The sequence below is a fragment of the Mesorhizobium sp. WSM4809 genome, assembly GCF_055811655.1.
The window spans coordinates 243022-266450 of sequence record NZ_JBVVQW010000006.1 but is presented as its reverse complement, the minus strand read 5'-3'; the positions used below and the strand labels follow the sequence as shown (position 1 = coordinate 266450).

The window sequence follows — 23429 nt, the reverse complement described above, 5'->3', positions numbered from 1 at the left end:
ATGACCGCATCCCTGAGCGAACTGTCGAACTATCTCGGCGAGAAGCTGATCGGCCGCGTGAACGAGGCTGATATCGCCTATGGCGAACTCACCATCCGCGTCGAGCCGCGCGATCTGGTAGAGGTCATGACCTTCCTGCGCGACGATGCGCGCTGCCAGTTCATCTCGATCATCGACGTCTGCGGCGCCGACTATCCGTCGCGGGCCAAGCGCTTCGACGTCGTCTACCATCTCCTGTCGCCGAAGCAGAATGTGCGCATCCGCATCAAGGTGCAGGCCGACGAGGAAACCATGGTGCCATCGATCACCGGCGTCTTTCCCGGTGCCGACTGGTTCGAGCGCGAGACCTATGATCTCTACGGCGTGCTGTTTTCGGGCCATCCCGATCTGCGCCGCCTGTTGACAGACTATGGTTTCGAAGGCCATCCGCTGCGCAAGGATTTCCCGCTGACCGGCTTCGTAGAGGTGCGCTACGACGATGAGGCCAAGCGCGTTATCTATGAGCCGGTCGAGCTCAAGCAGGAATTCCGCAATTTCGATTTTTTGTCCCCGTGGGAAGGTACGGATTACGTCCTGCCGGGTGACGAGAAGGCAAAGCAGTAAATGGCTGAAACCTCCGTCCGCAACTTCAACATCAATTTCGGCCCGCAACACCCTGCGGCGCACGGCGTTTTGCGCCTTGTGCTGGAGCTGGACGGCGAAGTCGTCGATCGCGTCGATCCGCATATCGGGCTCTTGCATCGCGGCACCGAAAAGCTGATCGAGGCCAAAACCTACCTGCAGGCGATTCCCTATCTCGACCGGCTCGACTATTGCGCGCCGATGAACCAGGAGCACGCCTTCGCGCTCGCCGCCGAGCGCCTGCTCGGCATCGAAGTGCCGAAGCGCGGCCAGCTGATCCGCGTTCTCTACTGCGAAATCGGCCGCATCATGTCGCACATCCTCAATGTGACGACGCAGGCGATGGACGTCGGCGCGCTGACGCCGCCGCTATGGGGCTTCGTCGAGCGCGAAAAGCTGATGGTGTTCTATGAGCGCGCCTCGGGTTCGCGCATGCATGCCGCCTATTTCCGTCCCGGCGGCGTCCACCAGGACCTGCCGCAGAAACTGGTCGAGGACATCGGCAAGTGGATCGACCCGTTCCTGAAGTCGATCGACGACCTCGATCAGCTGCTGACCGGCAACCGCATCTTCAAGCAGCGCAATGTCGACATCGGCATCGTCTCGCTGGCCGATGCCTGGGCCTGGGGTTTTTCGGGCGTGATGGTGCGCGGTTCGGGTGCTCCCTGGGACCTGCGCAAGTCGCAACCCTATGAATGCTATTCGGAAATGGATTTCGACATTCCGATCGGCAAGAACGGCGACTGCTTCGACCGGTACCTCGTGCGCATGGAAGAAATGCGCCAGTCTGCGAAGATCATGCGCCAGTGCGTCGATCTCCTGCTCGGCAAGGAAAGCACCGGGCCGGTGTCGAACCTCGACGGCAAGGTGGTGCCGCCCAAGCGCCAGGCGATGAAGCGCTCGATGGAAGCGCTGATCCATCACTTCAAGCTCTACACCGAGGGTTATCGCGTGCCGGCCGGCGAGGTTTACGCCGCGGTCGAGGCGCCGAAGGGCGAATTCGGCGTCTATCTGGTTTCCGACGGCTCCAACAAGCCCTACCGCTGCAAGCTGCGCGCGCCGGGTTTCGCACATCTGCAGGCGATGGATTTCCTCTGCCGCGGCCACATGCTGGCCGACGTCACCGCCGTTCTCGGCTCCCTCGACATCGTGTTTGGTGAGGTCGATCGCTAAATGTCAGTCCGCCGTCTCGCAGAAGCCAGCGTCCAGCCAGCATCCTTCGCCTTCAACCGGGCGAACGCGGCTGCGGCGAAGCAATGGATCAAGAAGTACCCGAAGGGCCGTGAGCAGTCGGCCATCATTCCCTTGCTGATGATAGCGCAGGAGCAGGAAGGCTGGGTGACGAAGGCGGCCATCGAGACGATTTCCGACATGCTCGGCATGCCGCGTATCCGCGGGCTCGAAGTCGCGACCTTCTACACGCAGTACCAGTTGAATCCGGTCGGCACGCGTGCGCATATCCAGGTCTGCGGCACCACGCCCTGCATGCTGCGCGGTTCGGAAGCGCTGATGGATGTCTGCCGCTCCAAAATCCATCACGACCAGTTCCACGCCAACGACAAGGGCACCTTGTCCTGGGAAGAGGTCGAATGCCTTGGCGCCTGCGTCAACGCGCCGATGGTCATGATCTTCAAGGACACGTTCGAGGATCTGACGCCGGAACGCCTGGCTGAAATCATCGATCTCTATGACGCCGGCAAGGGTGCTTCGGTGGAACCGGGGCCGCAGAACGGCCGCACCGGCTCCGAGCCGGCCTCCGGCCTCACCACGCTGAAGAGCGAAAAGGCGATCCTCAAGTCGACCCGCGAAAGGGAGGCCAGGGAGGCCGCCAAGGCCGCCAGGGCGGCGCCCGACGCGATCATCGCGGCGCCTGTGCCGGGGCCGGCCGCGGCCCCTGTCGCACCGTCCAACACCAGCAAGCCGAAGACCGACACCCCTGAAACCAGCCCGGCATTGAAGACGCCTTCAAAAACCAAGGTCGCGCCGGCGGTTGAAAAGGCGGCGAGCGTTGCCGCGCCGCTGCATTCGGCCGCCAACGCCAACAAGGCGGACTCCAAGGTCGAGCAGGTTTCCAAGCAGCGCAGCGGCCCGATAATCAAGGCCGAGCCGGCATCCGCCTTCAAGGCGCCGGAGGTCAAGGTACCGGCCGCCAAGACGGCCAAACCGTCGCTCGGGGACAAAAACCGTCCGGCCGGCATCGATAAACCGGCACAGGTCGACGACCTGAAGCTGATCTCCGGCGTCGGCCCCAAGATCGAGGGCATCCTGCATACGCTCGGCATTTTCACCTTCGCGCAGGTCGCGTCGTGGAAGAAGGCCGAACGCGAGTGGGTGGATGGCTATCTCTCTTTCCAGGGCCGCATCGATCGCGACGACTGGGTCAAGCAGGCCAAGGCGCTCGCCAAGGGTGGCGTCGCCGAATACATCCGCGTCTTCGGCAAGAAGCCGGTCTGAGGGACGAAAAATGCTTCAGGACAAAGACCGCATCTTCACCAATATCTACGGCCTGTTTGACAAGTCGTTGGCCGGCGCGATGGCGCGCGGCGCCTGGGACAACACGCCCGGCATCGTTGCCAAGGGGCGCGAGTGGATCGTCAACGAGATGAAGGCGTCGGGCCTGCGCGGCCGCGGCGGCGCCGGCTTCCCGACGGGCCTCAAATGGTCATTCATGCCCAAGCAGAGCGATGGCCGGCCGAGCTATCTCGTCATCAACGCCGACGAATCCGAGCCCGGCACCTGCAAGGACCGCGACATCCTGCGCAACGACCCGCACACGCTGGTCGAGGGCGCGCTGCTTGCCGGTTTCGCCATGGGCGCGATTGCCGCCTACATCTATGTGCGCGGCGAGTTCATCCGCGAGCGCGAGGCGCTGCAGCGCGCGATCGAGGAAGCCTATGAGGCCAAGCTGATCGGCAAGAACAACACCTCCGGCTATGATTTCGACATCTACATGCACCACGGCGCCGGCGCCTATATCTGCGGCGAGGAGACTGCACTCCTCGAAAGCCTCGAAGGCAAGAAGGGCCAGCCGCGGCTGAAGCCGCCATTCCCGGCCAATGTCGGCCTCTATGGCTGCCCGACCACGGTCAACAATGTCGAATCGATCGCGGTCGCGCCGACCATCCTGCGCCGCGGTGCGGCCTGGTTCTCGTCCTTCGGCCGGCCCAACAATGTCGGCACCAAGCTGTTTTGCATCTCCGGCCACGTCAACAATCCGTGCACGGTCGAAGAGGCGATGTCGATTCCGTTCCGCGAGCTCATCGAGACGCATTGCGGCGGCATTCGCGGCGGCTGGGACAATCTTTTGGCGGTCATACCGGGCGGCGCCTCGGTGCCGCTGGTGCCGGCCGAGCAGATCATCGACACGCCGATGGATTTCGACGCGCTGCGCGACCTCAAATCCGGCCTTGGAACCGCGGCTGTCATCGTCATGGACAAGTCGACCGATGTCGTGAAGGCGATCGCGCGGCTTTCCTACTTCTACAAGCACGAGAGCTGCGGCCAGTGCACGCCATGCCGCGAAGGCACCGGCTGGATGTGGCGGGTGATGGAACGGCTGGTGCGCGGCGAGGCGCAGAAGCGCGAGATCGATATGCTGCTCGACGTCACCAAGCAGATCGAAGGCCATACGATCTGCGCGCTTGGCGACGCGGCGGCCTGGCCGATCCAGGGCCTGATGCGGCATTTTCGCGGCGAAGTGGAGCGGCGCATCGACGAGTTTTCGCGCAATGCGCACCGGGCCGAGCCTGTGATGGTGGCGGCGGAATAGAAGAATGTTTACGCGGGCGAAAGTCCGCAGCGAAGGGCGGGGCGAACGAAGAAACGACCAGGAGAACTCTATGGCGCCGTATTCGAACCCGCTGATGCCCAATTTGGACCAGATCGAGAAGATGAACCAGGACTTGACCAGGATGATGCCGAAGGAGATGGCCAGCGCCGTCAACCTTTTCGTGCATCCTGTGGCGGGTGCGGCGGCGATGTCGGCGCTTGGCCTCGGGCTCGCCAATCATGCTTTCGGCGTCTGGCTGGGCGCGCTTTCAGGCGCGGCAGAAGCCTCGCAGCGGCTGCTGCAGCCGATCGTCGATGATTTCGAGGCGCGCGTCGCGCAGTTCGAAGATCCAAGTCCTTCCTCCACCAAGGCACGGGCGACGGCGAAAACCATGATCGCCGAGGCGCAGTCCTTCGCCCGGGAGGTCACCGATATTGCCGCCAAGGAAGCCGCCACTGCCGTGCCGGCCGCAAACGCCGCTCCGGCGACAAGCGGCGCCGGCGATGCGCTGATGCCCGATGATTTCAGGCAGCCCAACGCCATGGAGAAGCCGGCCATTCCGGCAGATCTCAAGGCCATCTCGGGCATCGGGCCGAAGCTGGAAAAGGTTCTCAACGGCCTCGGTATCTGGACGTATGCCCAGATCGCGGCATGGACGCCGCAAGAGGTTGCCTGGGTCGAGGACTATCTGTCGCTCGGCGGCCGCATCGGCCGCGACGATTGGAAAACCCAAGCGGCGGCGCTCGCCGTCAAGAAGTGAATGAAGTGCCCGACGTGGTCTCGACCGCGTCCGGAAAAAGAGATTGCGGGAACTCCGCAGGGGTTTGAGGCGAATGGCAAAGCTCAAGGTCGACGGGAAAGAGATCACTGTACCCGACCACTACACGCTGCTGCAGGCGGCGGAAGACGCTGGCGCGGAAGTGCCGCGCTTCTGCTTCCATGAGCGGCTCTCGATCGCCGGCAATTGCCGCATGTGCCTGATCGAGGTGAAGGGTGGGCCGCCCAAGCCGCAGGCCTCCTGCGCCATGAACGTGCGCGACCTGCGTCCCGGGCCGAATGGCGAGGCGCCGGAAATCTTCACCAACACGCCGATGGTCAAGAAGGCCAGGGAAGGCGTGATGGAATTCCTGCTGATCAACCATCCGCTGGATTGCCCGATCTGCGACCAGGGCGGCGAATGCGACCTGCAGGACCAGGCGATGGCGTTCGGCGTCGATTCCTCGCGCTATCACGAGAACAAGCGCGCGGTCGAAGACAAATATATCGGACCGCTGGTCAAGACGGTGATGAACCGCTGCATCCACTGCACGCGCTGCGTCCGCTTCACCACCGAAGTCGCCGGCATTTCGGAACTGGGCCTGATCGGCCGTGGTGAGGATGCCGAGATCACCACCTATCTCGAACAGGCGATGACGTCGGAGCTGCAGGGCAATGTCATCGACCTTTGCCCGGTCGGCGCGTTGACCTCGAAGCCATTCGCCTTCCAGGCGCGGCCGTGGGAGCTGACCAAGACCGAATCCATCGATGTGATGGATGCGGTCGGCTCGGCGATCCGTGTCGATAGCCGGGGCCGTGAAGTGATGCGCATCCTGCCGCGCGTCAACGAGGCGGTGAACGAGGAGTGGATCTCCGACAAGACCCGATTTATCTGGGACGGCCTGCGCACGCAGCGTCTCGACCGCCCCTATGTGCGCAAGGACGGCAGGTTGGTTGCCGCCAGCTGGGCCGAGGCCTTCGCCGCGATCAAGGACGCGGTATCGAAGACGGCGCCCGAAAAGATCGGCGCTATCGCGGGCGATCTCGCCGCCGTCGAGGAAACCTATGCGCTCAAGCTGCTGATGGCTTCGCTCGGCTCGAAGAATACCGATTGCCGCCAGGACGGCGCCGCACTCGACCCGGCGCTCGGCCGGGCGAGCTATATCTTCAACCCGACCATCGAAGGCATCGAACAGGCCGACGCGGTGCTGATCATCGGCGCCAACCCGCGCTATGAAGCTTCGGTGCTCAACGCCCGGATCCGCAAGCGCTGGCGGATCGGCAACCTGCCGGTCGCCGTCATCGGCGATGTCGGCGATACCCGCTACGACTACGAACAGCTGGGCGCCGGACCGGATTCGCTGAAGGATTTGGCCGACGGCAACGGCAAGTTCTTCCAGACGCTGAAGAAGGCGACGCATCCGCTGATCATCGTCGGCCAGGGTGCGCTGGCGCGTGCCGATGGCGCGGCCGTGCTCGGCCAGGCGGCCAAGCTCGCCGCCGCCGTGAATGCTGCACGCGCCGACTGGAACGGCTTTGCCGTGCTGCACAACGCGGCCGGCCGCGTCGGCGGCCTCGATCTCGGTTTCGTGCCGGGCGAGGGCGGCAGAAACGTCGCCGGCATGCTGGGCGAAATGGAGCTCTTGTTCCTGCTCGGCGCCGACGAGATCGACATGGCCAAGACCGGCGGCGCTTTCGTCGTCTATATCGGCACGCATGGCGACCAGGGCGCGCACCGCGCCAATGTCATCCTGCCGGCGGCCGCCTACACGGAAAAGTCGGCCACCTACGTCAACACCGAAGGCCGCGTGCAGCAGACCAACCGCGCCGGCTTCGCGCCGGGCGAAGCGCGCGAGGACTGGGCGATCCTGCGGGCGCTGTCGGATGTGCTGGGCAAGAAACTGCCGTTCGATTCGCTGCCGCAGCTGCGCGCCAAGCTCTATGGCGAATACCCGCATCTGGCCCGTATCGATCAGGTCGCGGCCGGCAATGCCGAGGACATCGCCGGGGTGGCGAAGCTCGGCGGGCGGCTGAACAAGGGCACCTTCACCTCGCCGGTGACGGATTTCTACCTGACCAACCCGATCGCGCGGGCATCGGCCGTGATGGCGGAATGCTCGGCGCTGGCCAAGAGCGGCTTCAAGCAGGCGGCGGAATAAGCATGGACACTTTCTTCTCCTTCTACGTGCTGCCGGCGCTGATCATTCTGCTGAAATCGGTCGTGCTGATCGTTATCCTGCTGATTTTCGTTGCTTACATCCTCTACGCCGACCGCAAGATCTGGGCGGCGGTTCAACTGCGCCGTGGCCCGAACGTCGTCGGCCCCTGGGGTACGCTGCAGGCCTTCGCCGATCTGCTGAAATTCGTCTTCAAGGAACCGGTCATCCCGTCAGGCGCCAACAAGGGCGTGTTCCTTTTGGCGCCGCTGGTGTCGGCCGTGCTGGCGATCTCGGCCTGGGCGGTCATCCCGGTCGATCAGGGCTGGGCGATCGCCAACGTCAATGTCGGCATCCTCTATGTTTTCGCCATCTCCTCGCTCGAGGTCTATGGCGTGATCATGGGCGGCTGGGCCTCCAACTCGAAATATCCGTTCCTCGGCGCGCTGCGTTCGGCGGCGCAGATGGTGTCCTACGAAGTCTCGATCGGCTTCGTCATCGTCACCGTTCTGCTCACCGCCGGCTCGCTCAACCTCACCGATATCGTTTTGTCGCAGCATGATGGAATTGGCACGCGGCTTGGCCTGCCCAACACCTTCCTCGACTGGAACTGGCTGGCGCTGTTCCCGATGTTCATCATCTTCTTCATCTCGGCGCTGGCCGAGACGAACCGGCCGCCCTTCGATCTGGTGGAAGCCGAATCGGAACTGGTCGCCGGCCACATGGTCGAATATTCGTCGACGCCGTTCCTTTTGTTCTTCCTCGGCGAGTATGTCGCCATCGTGCTGATGTGCGCGCTGGCCACCATCCTGTTCCTCGGCGGCTGGCTGCCTCCGTTCGACTTCGCGCCGTTCACCTGGGTGCCGGGCGTCATCTGGTTCGTGCTGAAAGTCTGCTTCGTGTTCTTCGGCATCTCCATGGTGAAGGCCTTCGTGCCGCGCTACCGCTACGACCAACTGATGCGGCTTGGCTGGAAAGTGTTCCTGCCGATCTCGCTGTTCATGGTGGTCGCCACCGCCGCCTTCCTCAAGATCACGGGATGGGCATGAGCACAGTTTTCCTTGGCCTGATCGGTGTGATTTGTGGATTGGCGGTTGCGACATTCGGCTACGTCGCTGTTTTGCCATTCGTGCTCAAAAGCCAGGAGAGGCTGCCGGCCGGATATGTGATGCCGATCTTGGGTTGGAATAAGAGCAAGATTGGTGAGATGACCACATTTGCATATCGCTATTTCATGCCGGTTTTTTGGTCCATCTTGGGGGCGATACTGGCAGTAACGACGTTTGGAGCACAACAATGAGCGCTCTTTCCCAAGCCGCCAAATCGCTGCTGCTGCAGGATTTCGTCAGCGCCTTCTTCCTGTCGATGCGCCAGTTCTTCGCGCCGAAGGAGACGATCAACTATCCGCACGAGAAGGGGCCGACCAGTCCGCGCTTCCGCGGCGAGCATGCGCTGCGCCGCTATCCCAATGGCGAGGAACGCTGCATCGCCTGCAAATTGTGTGAGGCGATCTGCCCGGCGCAAGCCATCACCATCGAGGCCGGCCCCCGCCGCAACGACGGCACGCGCCGCACGGTTCGCTACGACATCGACATGGTGAAGTGCATCTATTGCGGCTTCTGCCAGGAAGCCTGCCCGGTCGACGCCATCGTCGAGGGGCCGAATTTCGAATTCGCGACGGAGACGCGCGAGGAACTCTACTATGACAAGGACAAGCTGTTGGCGAATGGCGACCGGTGGGAGCGCGAACTGGCGCGCAACATCTCGCTGGACTCGCCCTACCGCTGATATTTGACGCATGGGACGGGCAGGGGCCTCGTCCAGAGGATGATCCCGAAAAGTTGCGGACTTTTCGGACCAGATCATGCTCCGGAATACAGAGTGGCCCATGTTTCTTTCGATCGGGCCTTTCAACCCGATCGGAACATGGGCTAGGACAACGCGGCTTTGGAACCGGAGGCGGAACCAGGCCAGAGACAACAAACAGGACGAGCGTCCTGTTCGTACAGGAACCCGGGGGATCCCCAATGTTGAGTGGACTAGAGGCGGCCTTTTTCTACCTCTTCGCCTTTGTCGCGGTGGCGTCGGCGTTCATGGTCATTTCGTCGCGCAACCCCGTGCATTCGGTGCTGTTCCTGATCCTGACCTTTTTCAACGCCGCCGGCCTGTTCATGCTGACCGGGGCCGAGTTCCTGGCGATGATCCTGCTCGTCGTCTATGTCGGCGCGGTGATGGTTCTGTTCCTGTTCGTCGTCATGATGCTCGATGTCGATTTCGCCGAACTGAAGAGCGGCGCCCTGCAATATGCGCCGATCGGCGCGCTGGTCGGGCTGATCCTGGCGGCGGAGCTGATCGTGGTTCTCGGCGGCTACACCTTCGCGCCGCAGCTCGCCTCGACGGTCTCCAAGCCCATTCCGGATCTCGCCACGCGAACAAACACGGCCGCACTCGGCGACATCCTCTATACCGACTACCTCTACTATTTCCAGATTTCGGGCCTCGTGCTGCTGGTCGCCATGATCGGCGCCATCGTGCTGACGCTGCGCCACAAGCCAGGCGTCAAACGGCAGTCGATCGCGGCCCAGGTCGGCCGCACGCCGGCGACCGGCATGGAAATCCGCAAGGTCAAGACAGGCGAAGGAATATGAGTTCAGGTCCACTGGTATACGGCGGCTTGGCGCTTTGGTCTGCTTGGACGGCGCTTTTCTCGTTCGAAGACGGTGTCTTGATGACGCTGCTTTTGCGGTTTGCTGCTGCGTTTGTCATCGCCCTTGGAGTTTTCGGGATGTTGTTCGGGTTCAAGGAGCAGTCCCTGTCCATGCTCAGTGGGCTCTATTTGCTATTCTTCGCCCTTCCGGTCGTTGGAGTGTCATTCATTTTCGGGGCTTTGAAAGACGCGATCGGAACCTTGCCTTACGTTGCTGCCCTGATAACGGCTAGCGCAGTGTTCGTAGTCACTTTCATGGTTCAGGCAGGAGTCGTAAAAGCATGACCGTCGGCATCGCGCATTATCTGACCGTATCGGCTGTTCTGTTCACGCTCGGCGTGTTCGGCATCTTCCTGAACCGCAAGAACGTCATCGTCATCCTGATGTCGGTCGAACTGATCCTGCTGGCGGTCAACATCAATTTCGTCGCCTTTTCGGCGGCACTGGGCGATCTGGTCGGCCAGGTGTTCGCGCTGTTCGTGCTGACGGTCGCGGCGGCCGAAGCCGCCATCGGACTTGCCATTCTCGTCGTCTTCTTCCGCAACCGCGGCTCGATCGCGGTCGAAGACGTGAACATGATGAAGGGTTGACGGAACCACCATGTATCAGGCCATCGTCTTCCTTCCCCTGCTCGGCTTCCTGATCGTCGGCCTGTTCGGCACGTCGCTCGGCGCCAAGGCGTCCGAATACATCACCTCGGGTTTCCTGGTGATCGCGGCCGTGCTGTCGTGGGTCGCTTTCTTCACCGTCGGTTTCGGCCATGGCGAGGTGTTCACCGTGCCGGTGATGCGCTGGATCCAGTCAGGCGGGCTGGAAGCGGCCTGGGCGCTCAGGATCGACACGCTGACGGTGGTGATGCTGGTGGTGGTCAACACCGTGTCGGCGCTGGTTCACATCTATTCGATCGGCTACATGCACCACGATCCGAACCGGCCGCGCTTCTTCGCCTATCTGTCGCTGTTCACCTTCGCCATGCTGATGCTGGTGACATCAGACAATCTGGTGCAGATGTTCTTCGGCTGGGAAGGGGTGGGCCTCGCCTCCTATCTGCTGATCGGCTTCTGGTACAAGAAGCCGTCGGCCAATGCCGCGGCAATCAAGGCCTTCGTCGTCAACCGCGTCGGCGATTTCGGCTTCGCGCTCGGCATTTTCGGCCTGTTCGTGCTGTTCGGCTCGGTCAATCTCGGCACCATCTTCGCCAATGCGGCAACGTTCATTCCGGCCGAAGGCGCCCCGCACGGCGCCGCGGTGCTGACCTTCCTCGGCTATGCGCTGGACAAGCAGGCGGCCATGACGATCGTCTGCCTGCTCCTGTTCATGGGCGCCATGGGCAAGTCGGCGCAAGTGCCGCTGCACACCTGGCTGCCGGATGCCATGGAAGGCCCGACACCGGTTTCCGCGCTGATCCATGCCGCGACCATGGTGACGGCCGGCGTGTTCATGCTGGCCCGTTTGTCGCCGCTGTTCGAACTGTCGCATTCGGCGCTGACTGTGGTGACCTTCATCGGTGCCTTCACGGCCTTCTTCGCGGCCACCGTCGGTCTCGTCCAGAACGACATCAAGCGCGTCATCGCTTACTCGACCTGCTCGCAGCTCGGCTACATGTTCGTGGCACTCGGCGTCGGCGCTTATGGCGCGGCGATCTTCCACCTGTTCACGCATGCCTTCTTCAAGGCGCTGCTGTTCCTCGGCTCGGGCTCGGTCATCCATGCCGTGTCCGACGAGCAGGACATGCGCAAGATGGGCGGCCTCAGGAAACTGATCCCGACCACCTACTGGATGATGGTGATCGGCACGCTGGCGCTGACCGGCGTCGGCGTTCCGGTGACGGTCATCGGCACCGCCGGCTTCTTCTCCAAGGACGCCATCATCGAGAGCGCCTTTGCCGGCCACAATTCGGTTGCCGGCATGGCCTTCGTGCTTTTGGTCATCGCCGCCTGCTTCACCTCCTTCTACTCCTGGCGGCTGATCTTCATGACCTTCCACGGCAAGCCGCGGGCGAGCCATGAGGTGATGCACCATGTCCATGAATCGCCGCCGGTGATGCTGGTGCCGCTGTTCATCCTGGCCGCGGGCGCGCTGTTTGCCGGCGTCATCTTCCACGGCGCCTTCATCGGCGAGGGCTATGCCGAGTTCTGGAAGGCATCGCTGTTCACACTGCCTGACAATCACATCCTGCACGACATCCACGAATTGCCGCTGTGGGTCGAACTGTCGCCCTTCATCGCCATGCTGATCGGCTTCGCGCTGGCCTGGAAATTCTACATCCGCTCGCCGGAAATGCCGGTCAACCTGGCCGCGCAGCATCGCGGGCTCTACGCCTTCCTGCTCAACAAGTGGTATTTCGACGAGCTCTACGACTTCCTGTTCGTGCGTCCGGCCAAGCGCCTCGGCCATTTCCTGTGGAAGACCGGTGACGGCACCATCATCGACGGCCTCGGCCCGGATGGCATTTCGGCGCGCGTCGTCGATGTCACCGACCGCATCGTCAAGCTGCAGACCGGCTATCTCTACCACTACGCCTTCGCCATGCTGATCGGCGTTGCCGCACTCGTCACCTGGATGATGCTCTGATGACCGCCTGGCCAATCCTCTCGCTGGTCACCTTCCTGCCGCTGGTTGGTGTGCTGCTTATCCTGTTCATCAATGACGACAGCGAAAATGCACGCGGCAACATCCGCGCCATCGCGCTGTTGACGACGATTTTCACATTCATCATCTCGCTGTTCATCTGGACCGGATTCGACAATTCGCAGTCCGGCTTCCAGTTCGTCGAGAAGGTCGCCTGGCTCGACTCCGGCATTTCCTACCATATGGGCGTCGACGGCATCTCGATGCTGTTCGTCATCTTGACGACGTTCCTGATGCCGCTCTGCATCCTGGCGTCGTGGGAATCGATCGAGAAGCGCGTGAAGGCCTACATGATCGCCTTCCTGCTGCTCGAAACGCTGATGATCGGCGTGTTCTGCGCGCTGGACATCGTGCTGTTCTACGTCTTCTTCGAAGCCGGCCTGATCCCGATGTTCATCATCATCGGCGTCTGGGGCGGCAAGCGGCGCGTCTACGCCTCGTTTAAGTTCTTCCTCTACACGCTCGCCGGCTCGGTGCTGATGCTGCTCGCCATCATGGCGATGTTCTTCCAGTCCGGCACAACCGACATCCCGACGCTGCTGACCCACAACTTCCCGGCCAACATGCAGACATGGCTATGGCTTGCTTTCTTCGCCTCCTTCGCGGTGAAGATGCCGATGTGGCCGGTGCACACCTGGCTGCCCGACGCGCACGTCGAGGCGCCGACGGCGGGCTCCGTCATCCTGGCCGGCATCCTGTTGAAGATGGGCGGGTACGGTTTCCTGCGCTTCTCCTTGCCGATGTTCCCGCTGGCGTCGGAAATGTTCGCGCCGCTGGTCTTCGCGCTGTCCGTCGTCGCCATCATCTACACCTCGCTGGTGGCGCTGATGCAGGAGGACATGAAGAAGCTGATCGCCTATTCGTCGGTTGCTCATATGGGCTTCGTCACCATGGGCATCTTCGCCATGAACCAGGAAGGCGTGCAGGGCGCGATCTTCCAGATGCTCAGCCACGGCCTCGTCTCCGGCGCGCTGTTCCTGTGCGTCGGCGTCATCTACGACCGCATGCACACACGTGAGATCGCGGCCTATGGCGGCCTGGTCAACAACATGCCGAAATACGCCACGGTGTTCCTGATCTTCACCATGGCCAATGTCGGCCTGCCCGGTACCAGCGGCTTCGTCGGCGAGTTCCTGACCATGCTCGGCGTGTTCCGGGTCAACACCTGGGTGGCGTTCTTCGCCGCCACCGGCGTCATCCTGTCGGCCGCCTACGCGCTCTGGCTCTACCGCCGGGTGATCTTCGGTGCGCTGACCAAGGACAGCCTGAAGGGCCTGCTCGACCTGTCGCTGCGCGAGAAGGTGATCATCTACCCGCTGGTCGTTCTGGTCATCTTCTTCGGCGTCTATCCCGCCCCGGTCTTCGACGCGACGGCCGAATCGGTCAAGTCGCTCGTCACCAATGTCACTGCATCCATCGGCGCCGCGCAGACCGCGGCGGCGAACTGACCAGAGGTTTTGCGAACCATGACGCCGGACCTTCTCTCCAGCCTGTCGCTCTCGACGCCAGAGCTGATCCTTGCCGTCGGCGCGCTGGCGCTGCTGATGGTCGGAGCCTATTCGCGCGCCAACACGGCCAACACGGTAACCGGCCTTGCGGTGGCCGTGCTGGCGATCGCAGGCGCCTGGCTGATCTTCCGGACCGGGCAGGGCAGCGCTTACGGCAATGCCTTCATCCAGGATTCCTTCGCCCGCTTCATGAAGGTGCTGGCGCTGGTCGGCTCGGCGGTGACGCTGGTGATGTCGATGCGCTTTGCCAAGGCTGAACGCTTCGACAAGTTCGAATATCCGGTGCTGATCCTGCTGTGCACGCTCGGCATGATGCTGATGATCTCCGCCAATGGCATGATCGGCCTCTATCTCGGCCTCGAACTGCAATCGCTGGCGATCTACGTGCTGTGCGCGATCAACCGCGACAATCTGCGTTCGACTGAGGCTGGCCTCAAATATTTCGTCCTCGGCGCGCTGTCCTCGGGCATGCTGCTCTATGGCATCAGCCTGGTCTACGGCTACACCGGCAACACCGGCTTCCAGGAGATCGCTTCTGCGCTCGGCAGCGGCGAGCGCCAGCTTGGCCTCGTTTTCGGCCTCGTCTTCGTGCTGGCCGGTCTGGCCTTCAAAATCTCGGCGGTGCCGTTCCACATGTGGACGCCAGATGTCTATGAGGGCGCGCCGACACCGGTGACGGCCTTTTTGGCGGCAGCACCCAAGATGGCGGCGATGGCGCTTATGGTGCGCGTCACCATGGGTGCGTTCAAGCCGATCGCCGCAGACTGGCAGCAGATCATCGTCTTCATCTCGATCGCCTCGATGGCGCTCGGCTCCTTCGCGGCAATCGGCCAGACCAACATCAAGCGGCTTATGGCCTATTCCTCGATCGGCCATATGGGCTACGCGCTGGTCGGCCTTGCCGCCAACAGCCAGGCCGGCGTGCGCGGCGTTGCCATCTACATGCTGATCTATCTGGTGATGACGCTCGGCACCTTCGCCTTCATCCTCGCCATGCGGCGCAAGGAAGGCAATGTCGAGCAGATCAGCGACCTGGCCGGCCTGTCGTCGACCAATCCTATCATGGCGACGATCCTGACCATCCTGATGTTCTCCCTGGCCGGCATTCCGCCGCTCGCCGGCTTCTGGGGGAAATGGTACGTCTTCCTCGCCGCCATCAACGCCAATCTCTATGCGCTGGCGATCATCGGCGTGCTGGCCTCGGTGGTGGGCGCCTATTACTACCTGCGCATCATCAAGATCATGTGGTTCGACGAACCGGTCGGCGGCTTCGTGCCGATGGCGACGGAATTGCGTGTCGTGCTCGGCGTCTCCGGCGCCTTCGTGCTGTTCTACGTGCTGATCGGCGGGCCGATCGGCACCTATGCCGAAGCCGCCGCCAAGACGTTTTTCTAGTCGGCATGGCATTTCGGCTGGCTCCAACCTCGGCGTCGGAAGGGTTCCGGCTCGAGGCGCATGAGAGCGTCGGCTCCACCAATGGGCTGGCACTGGACCACGCAAGGGCAGGCGACCCCGGCAGATTGTGGGTCGTTTCCAAGAAGCAGGAAAGCGGGCGTGGCCGGCGCGGCCGCGTCTGGGCGACCCCCGAAGGCAACCTCGCGGCGACGCTGCTCGTCATCACCAAGGCGGAGCTTCGCCTTGCCGCGACGCTGGGCTTCGTCGCCGGACTGGCGCTGGCCGATGCGCTCGACGCCGTGGTGCCGAAGGGCCGGATCGCTATCGGCCTCGACGGCGGCAGCGAAGGAAAGAACCGTTTCGAACTGAAATGGCCGAACGACGTGCTCGCCTCCGGCGCCAAGCTGGCCGGCATCCTGCTGGAATCGGCAATCCTGGAAGGCGGCCGTTTCGCGGTGGCGGTCGGCATCGGCGTCAATGTGGTGGCATACCCCGAGGATTTGCCCTATCCCGCAACATCACTCAGCGCGCTGGGCGCGGCATGCGATGCGGAAACGCTGTTCCTGGCGCTGTCGGATGCATGGAGCGAGAATGCCCGATTGTGGGACGAGGGGCGCGGACTTGCCGCCGTCAGGCGACGCTGGCTTGATCGTGCTGCGGGGCTCGGCGGCGAAGTTGCTGTCAGAATTGACGGTAATGTGGTGCGTGGGGTGTTTGAGACCATTGACGAGGACTGCCGTTTCGTGATCCGCGACGATAAAGGTTCGGTTCGGACGATCGCCGCCGGCGATGTGCATTTCGGCGCGGTCGCTTCGGCCAGGGCATAGGGCCGTTCATGCACGGTTCTAACTGTTTGTTTTTGCGCAACTCCGGTGGGAAAACCGTTACACACTTTTCCCGGAATTGCTTTTTAGGCTTGGCCTGAGGGCCAGGAAGGGAAAAATCATGGCGAAAGCGGAAAACGCCGAACTCGTCTTCGTGCCGCTCGGCGGCGTCGGCGAGATCGGCATGAACTTCGCTCTTTACGGCTACGGGCCGCCCAATGCGCGCGAATGGATCGTCATCGATGTCGGGGTGACCTTCCCCGATGCCAGCCTGCCGGGCGTCGACCTTGTGCTGCCCGACACGCGCTTCATCGAGGAGAACCTCGCCAATCTGCGCGGCATCATCATCACGCATGCGCATGAAGACCATTATGGCGCGCTGCTCGACACATGGCCGAAGCTGAAGGCGCCGGTCTGGATGACGCCGTTCAGCGCCGGCCTGCTGGAGGCCAAGCGGCAAGGCGAGCAGGGCGCGCCGAAAATACCGGTGACGATCTACCGGGCGGGCGAGAAATTCACCGTCGGCCCGTTCGAGATCGAAGCCATTCCGGTCGCGCACTCGATTCCCGAGCCGATGTCGCTGGCCATTACCTCGCCGGCAGGCACCGTCATCCATACCGGTGACTGGAAGATCGATCCGGAGCCGACGATCGGGCCGAAGACCGACGAGGCGCGTTTCCGCGCCTATGGCGACAAGGGCGTTCTGGCGCTGATCTGCGATTCGACCAATGCGCTGCGCGAAGGTGAGTCGCCTTCGGAAGTGGCTGTGGGCGAGGGCCTCAAGGGCGTCATCCAGGCTGCCAAGGGCCGTGTCGCCGTCACCACATTCTCCTCCAATGTCGGACGCATCGTCTCGATCGCCAAAGCGGCGCGCGATGCCGGACGCCAGTGCCTGGTGCTTGGCCGTTCGCTGAAGCGGGTCATCGATGTGGCCGGCGAACTCGGCTACATGGACGGTCTGCCGGAGTTCATCGCCGAGGAGGATTTTGGTTTCATCCCGCGCGAGAACCTGGTCATCATCTGCACCGGCAGCCAGGGCGAGCCGCTGGCCGCACTGGCCAAGCTGTCGCGCGAAGAGATGAAGTCGGTGTCACTGACGGCGGGCGACACGGTGGTGTTTTCCTCGCGTACCATTCCCGGCAACGAGAAGGCGATTCTCGAGATCAAGAACCGCCTCATCGACCTCGGCGTCAAGATCATAGAGGACGGCGATGCACTGGTGCATGTCTCCGGCCATCCGCGGCGCAGCGAATTGCGCAAGATGTATAAATGGGTGCGCCCGCAGATCGGCGTTCCCGTGCATGGCGAGGCGGCACATCTGGTGGCGCAGGGCTCGCTGATGTCGACATCGGGCATCGGCCAGGTGGCGCAGGTGCGCGACGGCGACATGCTCAGGCTTGCTCCCGGCCCAGCCACCATCATGGATCAGGTGCCGTTCGGCCGTATCTACAAGGATGGCAGACTGATCGGCACCGATCAGGCGATGGGCATCCGCGACCGGCGCAAGCTGTCCTTTGCCGGCCATGTGGCGGTCAATGTCGTCCTGGACGACAAATATGAGCTTGCCGGCGACCCCGACCTGGTCGCCATCGGCGTCGCCGAGGCCGACGGCCGTGGCGAGTCGCTGGAAGATCTGATGACCGATGCGGCAATCGGCGCGGTGGATTCCATCCCCCGTCAGCGCCGAAAAGACCTCGACTTGGTGCAGGAAGCAGTGCGGCGCGCCGTGCGCGGCGCCGCCAACGAAGCCTGGGGCAAGAAGCCGCTGGTGACTGTATTCGTCACAAGATGACGAAAGGGAGTACGGGAGTAGGGGAGTAGGAAGAGCAAACAGCTGACATATCTGTCTTTTCCCCTACTCCCGTATTCCCCTACTCCCCTACTTGGGAGTGCCAATGCTCGGACGTCTCAACCATGTCGCGCTTGCCGTGCCGGATCTGGCGGCCGCCGTCGCCGCCTATCGCAACACGCTGGGTGCCGAAGTGACGGCGCCGCAGGCGCTGCCGGAGCATGGGGTGACGGTGGTGTTCGTCAATGTCGGCAACACCAAGGTCGAACTTCTGGAGCCTTTGGACGAGGGGTCGCCGATCGCCGCCTTCCTGGAGAAGAACCCCTCTGGCGGCATGCATCACCTTTGCTATGAGGTCGACGACATCCTGGCCGCGCGCGATCAGCTCAAGGCCGCCGGCGCCCGCGTGCTGGGCGACGGCAGTCCGAAGATCGGCGCGCACGGCAAGCCGGTGCTGTTCCTGCACCCGAAGGATTTTTTCGGAACGCTGATCGAACTGGAGCAATCATGAGCTGGGTTTCGTTCACCGCCCTGTTTTTCGCGACCTGGTGGGTGGTGCTGTTCGCTGTGCTGCCGTTCAGCGTGAGGACGCAGGACGACGATCGTGACGTGACGCTCGGCACGGTTCCGAGCGCGCCGCGCGGACCTCACATGCTGCGCGCCGTGATCCGCACCACCATCGCCACCGCGATCCTGATGGGCATTTTCTATGGCCTGACGCATGGGCTTGGATACAGCCTCAACGACATCCCGCACATCGTGCCGGAATTCAGCCAAACCTTAGCCAAATAGCCGGCCCCGGCCCAAGAAGATTTGTCCGGCAAAGACGTTTTCATCCTTCGGAACAGCTTGGTTCCAGACAGGGATGCCGTGCCGTTTTGCGGCCGGACGAGCGCTGACGCTGGGTAAGGTGGTTTGGCAACGCGTTGCGCTAAGCAGATGATTGCACAAAAAAAATGCAAGGCACGAGGCCTTGCAATTTAAACGCGTCCGATCTGTTTCCGGTTTCCGGCGGCAGCGAGTAACCGCGCCTAGATCGCATCCTCCCAAGACTTTGACCGCGTAGGAGAGCAGATTTTTTTCTACCCTCTCGGTTATCGAGGTACATTAGCCTAAGGCGAATGAAAATGTCACGAAGAATTTTGCCTTGAAACGGGCATTCTCGTGCTGCACTGCACAATAGTGTGGCAGGCGTTGCTTGGCGAACGATCATCAAGGCGCGCGCGGTGACCGGAAGGCCTTGCAGCGCCGTGGGTCTTCTGGGCGGGCGAAGGACGGTGCGACGCTTCTGATCCCGGCTATCCCATGCTTTCTGAAAATCGATTGCCGCTTTTCGGGCCGAAGCGTCCGGGTTCCCATTCCGCCTTGAAATGGCTATGAAGCCGGGTCAAGCAAGCCAAAGTCGCGCCGATTCTGACGCGGCCCTCCTCACTCACGGACCTGTCCATGCGTTTGTCGCGCTATTTCCTGCCGATCCTCAAAGAAAACCCGCGCGAGGCCGAGATCGTCTCGCACCGGCTGATGCTGCGCGCCGGCATGATCCGCCAGCAGGGGCAGGGCAGTTTCTCATGGCTGCCGCTCGGCAAGCGGGTGCTGGACAAGGTCTGCCGCATCATCCGCGAGGAGCAGAATCGCGCCGGAGCGCTGGAAATCCTGATGCCGACCATCCAGTCGGCCGATCTGTGGCGCGAAAGCGGCCGCTATGACGACTATGGCAAGGAGATGCTGCGCATCAAGGACCGGCAGGACCGCGACATGCTCTACGGCCCGACCAATGAGGAAGTGGTCACCGAGATCGTCCGCGCCTATGTGAAGTCCTACAAGGACCTGCCGCTCAATCTCTACCACATCCAGTGGAAGTTCCGCGACGAAGTGCGGCCGCGCTTCGGCGTCATGCGTTCGCGCGAGTTCCTGATGAAGGACGCCTATTCCTTCGACCTCGACTTCGAGGGCGCCAGGGCGGCCTACAACAGGATGTTCGTGTCCTATCTCCGGACTTTTACGCGCATGGGGCTGCAGGCGATACCGATGCGGGCCGACACCGGGCCGATCGGCGGCGATCTCAGCCATGAATTCATCATCCTGGCCGACACCGGCGAGAGCCAGGTCTATTGCCACCGCGACTATCTTTCGCTCGATGTGCCCGGAGAGAAGACTGACTTCGCCAATGCCGCCGAGATCGGCGATATAGTCAAGACTTGGACGACACCCTACGCAGCCACCGACGAGATGCACGACGAGGCGGCGTGGGAGAAGATCGGCGAGAGCGACAAGGTTTCGGCGCGCGGCATCGAGGTAGGCCACATCTTCCATTTCGGCGACAAATATTCGAAGCCGATGGGCGCCAAGGTGACCGGGCCCGACGGCAAGGATCATTTCGTCTCCGGCGGCTCCTACGGCATCGGTCCGTCGCGGCTGGTCGCGGCGATCATCGAAGCCAGCCATGACGACAACGGCATCATCTGGCCGGAGGCGGTGGCTCCGTTCGACATCGGGCTGATCAACATGAAAGCGGGCGACGCCGAGTGCGACCGCGTCTGCGACGAATTGCATGCCGCTTTCGTCGCCGCCGGCAAGGACGTGCTCTACGACGACACCGACCAGAGGCCCGGCGGCAAGTTCGCCACCGCCGACCTGATCGGCCTGCCCTGGCAAGTGATCGTCGGGCCGCGTGGTGTCGCAGCCGGCGAGATCGAGATCAAGAATCGCAAGACCGGCGAGCGCGAGACGCTGCCGATCGCAGACGTGAAGAAGCGTTTCGGTGTCGCCGCATGAACGAGGCGGTGGCGGCAAGACCGGTCGGCGCCGGACCCTTTTCCATCTTCGAGCGCATGGTCGCCTGGCGCTATCTGCGTTCGCGGCGCAAGGAGACGGTGATCTCGGTGATCGCCTCGATCTCGTTTCTGGGCATCATGCTGGGCGTCGCCACGCTGATCGTGGTGATGGCGGTGATGAACGGTTTCAGGGCGGAGCTTTTGACGCGCATTCTCGGCGTCAACGGCCATCTGATCGTGCAGCCGCTCGATTCGCCGCTGGAGGACTATGCGCAGGTCGCCAGCCGCATCAACGGTGTAGCAGGCGTTAAATACGCCATCCCGCTGATTGATGGCCAGGTGCTTGCGCAAGGCAATGTCGGCGGCGGAACCGGAGCGCTGGTGCGCGGCATACGCGGCGAGGATCTGAGCAAGATCGCCATCGTTGCCAGCAACATCAAGCAGGGTTCGATCGCCGATTTCGACTCCGGCGAGGGCGTTGCCATCGGCAAGCGCATGGCCGAGAATCTCGGCCTGACGCTTGGCGATACCATCACCTTGATTTCGCCCGACGGCGACGTGACGCCGATCGGCACCACGCCGCGCATGAAGGGCTACAAGATCGCGGCGATCTTCGAAGTCGGCATGTCCGAATATGACACCTCCATCGTCTACATGCCGTTCTCGGAAGCGCAGCTCTATTTCAACATGGACGGGCGGGCGCAAACGATCGAGATCTATGTCGACAATCCAGACGATGTCGATGCGCTGAAACCGAAGGTGGAGGCGGCGGCGCAGCGGCCGATCGACATGATCGATTGGCGTCAGCGCAACGAGACCTTCTTCTCCGCGCTGCAGGTCGAGCGCAACGTCATGTTCATGATCCTGACGCTGATCGTGCTGGTGGCGGCGCTGAACATCATCTCCGGCCTGATCATGCTGGTGAAGGACAAGGGGCACGACATCGCCATCCTGCGCACCATGGGGGCGTCGCGCGGCGCCATCCTGCGCATCTTCCTGATGACGGGGGCAGCGATCGGCGTGACCGGCACGCTCGCCGGTGTGCTGCTCGGCGTGCTGATCTGCACCAACATCGAATCCATCCGCCAGTTCTTCTCATGGATGACCGGCAAGGTGCTGTTCAATCCGGAGCTTTATTTCCTCAGCCAGTTGCCGGCGAAGATGGATCCGCGCGAGACGACCTATGTCGTCCTGATGGCGCTCGGACTGTCCTTCCTGGCAACGGTGTTTCCGGCATGGCGCGCCGCGCGCCTCGATCCGGTCGAAGCCTTGAGGTACGAATAGTGGCCGAGGTCATTATCGAGCTGAAGAGCGTCGAGCGGCACTATGTCCAGGGGCCGCGCAAGCTCACCATCCTGAACGGTGCCGATTTCTCGCTGAAGCGCGGCGAGATGGTGGCGCTGGTGGCGCCGTCGGGCACCGGCAAGTCGACCCTGCTGCACACTGCCGGCTTGCTGGAGCGTCCCGGCGCCGGCGACGTCATCCTGGCCGGCCGTGCCTGCGGGCGGCTCTCCGATGACGAGCGCACGGCGATCCGCCGCAACGATGTCGGCTTCGTCTACCAGTTCCATCACCTGCTGCCGGAATTCTCGGCGCTGGAAAACATCATGATGCCGCAGCTCATCAAGGGGCTCAGCCGCAAGGACGCGGCCGAGCGCGCGGCGCAGCTGCTCGATTACATGCAGATCGGCAAGCGCGCGTCGCACCGGCCGTCCGAACTTTCCGGCGGCGAACAGCAGCGCGTTGCCATCGCGCGTGCGGTCGCCAATGCGCCGCTGGTGCTGCTGGCAGACGAGCCGACCGGCAATCTCGATCCGGTCACCGCGTCCTATGTGTTCGAGGCGCTGGCGGCGCTGGTCAAGCAATCGGGCCTCGCGGCGCTGATCGCCACCCACAATCACGAACTGGCATCGCGCATGGACCGGCGCGTCACCCTGGCCGACGGCAAAGTGGTGCCGCTTTAGTCTCTGATGTCGTCATCCTAGGGCGAAGCTCCGCGGAGCGGAGCGTAGACCCTAGGATCCATGCCGTTACTTTCGAGACAAATGCAGGGGTCGAGGATATGCGACCTCTATCAGAGCGATAATTCTGCACCGTAGCATCGCCCCTGGGTCACGGCATGGATCCTAGGGTCTGCGCGCGTCGCTCCGCTCCTTGCTCCGCCCTAGGATGACGATGCGATGGCTAATCGCATAAGGCTTCGGTCAGCCCACGTGGCACCGTCGCTCGCCCATCAACCTTTCCTTAACCCTGCCGATTTGATCGCCCGGAATTCCGGGCGCGGGCGGATCGTGCCCGTTGACTTTGAAACAAAATTAGAACAAAATGCGAACATATCAACAACAGGAGAGAGTTATGACCGATCTGGTTCAGGATGTCATCTCACTGGTTTGCATGAGCACGTTCCTTGTTTCCATGGCGATCTGGATCGGAGCCATGTGATTTGGCGGCGTTCGCCGCCGCGGGTCCTATGCGGTCGACGGCCGTTCCGCCGTTAAG

At 62.6% G+C, this 23429-nt stretch carries 22 protein-coding genes; all 22 read left to right on the top strand.

The genetic code is table 11. The annotated features are described in order from the left end of the window. The 22 genes from AC0L24_RS17855 to AC0L24_RS17750 all read left to right on the top strand — a co-directional run bounded on the left by AC0L24_RS17855 (window position 1) and on the right by AC0L24_RS17750 (window position 22894). Window positions 1-603, top strand: a complete 603-nt coding sequence (locus AC0L24_RS17855) for an NADH-quinone oxidoreductase subunit C (RefSeq protein ID WP_127382173.1) — start codon at window positions 1-3, stop codon at window positions 601-603. After that, complete coding sequence (locus AC0L24_RS17850; protein ID WP_023812387.1) at window positions 604-1794, top strand: NADH-quinone oxidoreductase subunit D; 1191 nt, start codon at window positions 604-606, stop codon at window positions 1792-1794. After that, window positions 1795-3075: an NADH-quinone oxidoreductase subunit E gene (locus tag AC0L24_RS17845; protein ID WP_127397204.1), complete on the top strand. Its 1281-nt coding sequence runs from the start codon at window positions 1795-1797 to the stop codon at window positions 3073-3075. A gap of 10 nt (window positions 3076-3085) precedes the next feature. Continuing rightward, window positions 3086-4390, top strand: a complete 1305-nt coding sequence (gene nuoF / locus AC0L24_RS17840; RefSeq protein WP_127268495.1) for an NADH-quinone oxidoreductase subunit NuoF — start codon at window positions 3086-3088, stop codon at window positions 4388-4390. A gap of 70 nt (window positions 4391-4460) precedes the next feature. After that, window positions 4461-5150 (top strand): NADH-ubiquinone dehydrogenase, encoded by a 690-nt coding sequence (locus AC0L24_RS17835; RefSeq protein WP_473564011.1) that lies wholly within the window; start codon window positions 4461-4463, stop codon window positions 5148-5150. Window positions 5151-5223: 73 nt separating this feature from the next. After that, window positions 5224-7305, top strand: a complete 2082-nt coding sequence (gene nuoG, locus AC0L24_RS17830; protein ID WP_292337628.1) for an NADH-quinone oxidoreductase subunit NuoG — start codon at window positions 5224-5226, stop codon at window positions 7303-7305. Window positions 7306-7307: 2 nt separating this feature from the next. Then, the gene (gene nuoH, locus AC0L24_RS17825; RefSeq protein WP_127810073.1) at window positions 7308-8351 is read left to right on the top strand and encodes an NADH-quinone oxidoreductase subunit NuoH; all 1044 of its coding nucleotides are present in this window, start codon (window positions 7308-7310) and stop codon (window positions 8349-8351) included. After that, window positions 8348-8602, top strand: a complete 255-nt coding sequence (locus AC0L24_RS17820) for a hypothetical protein (protein WP_127810074.1) — start codon at window positions 8348-8350, stop codon at window positions 8600-8602. Before nuoH ends, AC0L24_RS17820 begins: the two co-directional genes overlap by 4 nt. Then, entirely contained in the window at window positions 8599-9090 is a 492-nt protein-coding gene (gene nuoI, locus AC0L24_RS17815) for an NADH-quinone oxidoreductase subunit NuoI (RefSeq protein ID WP_023812382.1), read from the top strand. Before AC0L24_RS17820 ends, nuoI begins: the two co-directional genes overlap by 4 nt. A gap of 239 nt (window positions 9091-9329) precedes the next feature. Next, entirely contained in the window at window positions 9330-9950 is a 621-nt protein-coding gene (locus AC0L24_RS17810) for an NADH-quinone oxidoreductase subunit J (protein ID WP_027034807.1), read from the top strand. Next, window positions 9947-10294 carry a hypothetical protein gene (locus tag AC0L24_RS17805; RefSeq protein ID WP_127810075.1) on the top strand — a complete coding sequence of 116 codons (348 nt, stop codon included), beginning with the start codon at window positions 9947-9949 and terminating at the stop codon, window positions 10292-10294. The genes AC0L24_RS17810 and AC0L24_RS17805 overlap by 4 nt, the downstream gene beginning before the upstream one ends. Next, window positions 10291-10599: an NADH-quinone oxidoreductase subunit NuoK gene (gene nuoK, locus AC0L24_RS17800; RefSeq protein ID WP_127810076.1), complete on the top strand. Its 309-nt coding sequence runs from the start codon at window positions 10291-10293 to the stop codon at window positions 10597-10599. The genes AC0L24_RS17805 and nuoK overlap by 4 nt, the downstream gene beginning before the upstream one ends. Window positions 10600-10609: 10 nt before the next feature. After that, entirely contained in the window at window positions 10610-12583 is a 1974-nt protein-coding gene (gene nuoL / locus AC0L24_RS17795) for an NADH-quinone oxidoreductase subunit L (RefSeq protein ID WP_127810077.1), read from the top strand. Further along, window positions 12583-14088, top strand: coding sequence for an NADH-quinone oxidoreductase subunit M (locus AC0L24_RS17790; protein WP_127810078.1), 1506 nt, complete (start codon window positions 12583-12585; stop codon window positions 14086-14088). The genes nuoL and AC0L24_RS17790 overlap by 1 nt, the downstream gene beginning before the upstream one ends. Before the next feature lie 18 nt (window positions 14089-14106). After that, window positions 14107-15543 (top strand): NADH-quinone oxidoreductase subunit NuoN, encoded by a 1437-nt coding sequence (gene nuoN, locus AC0L24_RS17785; RefSeq protein WP_127810079.1) that lies wholly within the window; start codon window positions 14107-14109, stop codon window positions 15541-15543. Window positions 15544-15548: 5 nt separating this feature from the next. Further along, window positions 15549-16370, top strand: coding sequence for a biotin--[acetyl-CoA-carboxylase] ligase (locus AC0L24_RS17780; RefSeq protein ID WP_127810080.1), 822 nt, complete (start codon window positions 15549-15551; stop codon window positions 16368-16370). A 118-nt stretch (window positions 16371-16488) separates the two neighbouring features. Continuing rightward, window positions 16489-18159 carry a ribonuclease J gene (locus AC0L24_RS17775; RefSeq protein WP_473564010.1) on the top strand — a complete coding sequence of 557 codons (1671 nt, stop codon included), beginning with the start codon at window positions 16489-16491 and terminating at the stop codon, window positions 18157-18159. Between the two features lie 103 nt (window positions 18160-18262). Beyond that, window positions 18263-18667 carry a methylmalonyl-CoA epimerase gene (gene mce / locus AC0L24_RS17770; RefSeq protein ID WP_473564009.1) on the top strand — a complete coding sequence of 135 codons (405 nt, stop codon included), beginning with the start codon at window positions 18263-18265 and terminating at the stop codon, window positions 18665-18667. Next, window positions 18664-18948, top strand: coding sequence for a DUF1467 family protein (locus tag AC0L24_RS17765; RefSeq protein WP_127267197.1), 285 nt, complete (start codon window positions 18664-18666; stop codon window positions 18946-18948). The genes mce and AC0L24_RS17765 overlap by 4 nt, the downstream gene beginning before the upstream one ends. A 654-nt stretch (window positions 18949-19602) precedes the next feature. Continuing rightward, the gene (gene proS, locus AC0L24_RS17760; RefSeq protein WP_127272306.1) at window positions 19603-20931 is read left to right on the top strand and encodes a proline--tRNA ligase; all 1329 of its coding nucleotides are present in this window, start codon (window positions 19603-19605) and stop codon (window positions 20929-20931) included. Beyond that, window positions 20928-22214, top strand: coding sequence for a lipoprotein-releasing ABC transporter permease subunit (locus tag AC0L24_RS17755; RefSeq protein ID WP_128289021.1), 1287 nt, complete (start codon window positions 20928-20930; stop codon window positions 22212-22214). Before proS ends, AC0L24_RS17755 begins: the two co-directional genes overlap by 4 nt. Further along, window positions 22211-22894 carry an ABC transporter ATP-binding protein gene (locus tag AC0L24_RS17750; RefSeq protein WP_473564051.1) on the top strand — a complete coding sequence of 228 codons (684 nt, stop codon included), beginning with the start codon at window positions 22211-22213 and terminating at the stop codon, window positions 22892-22894. Before AC0L24_RS17755 ends, AC0L24_RS17750 begins: the two co-directional genes overlap by 4 nt. Window positions 22895-23429 lie beyond the last annotated feature (535 nt).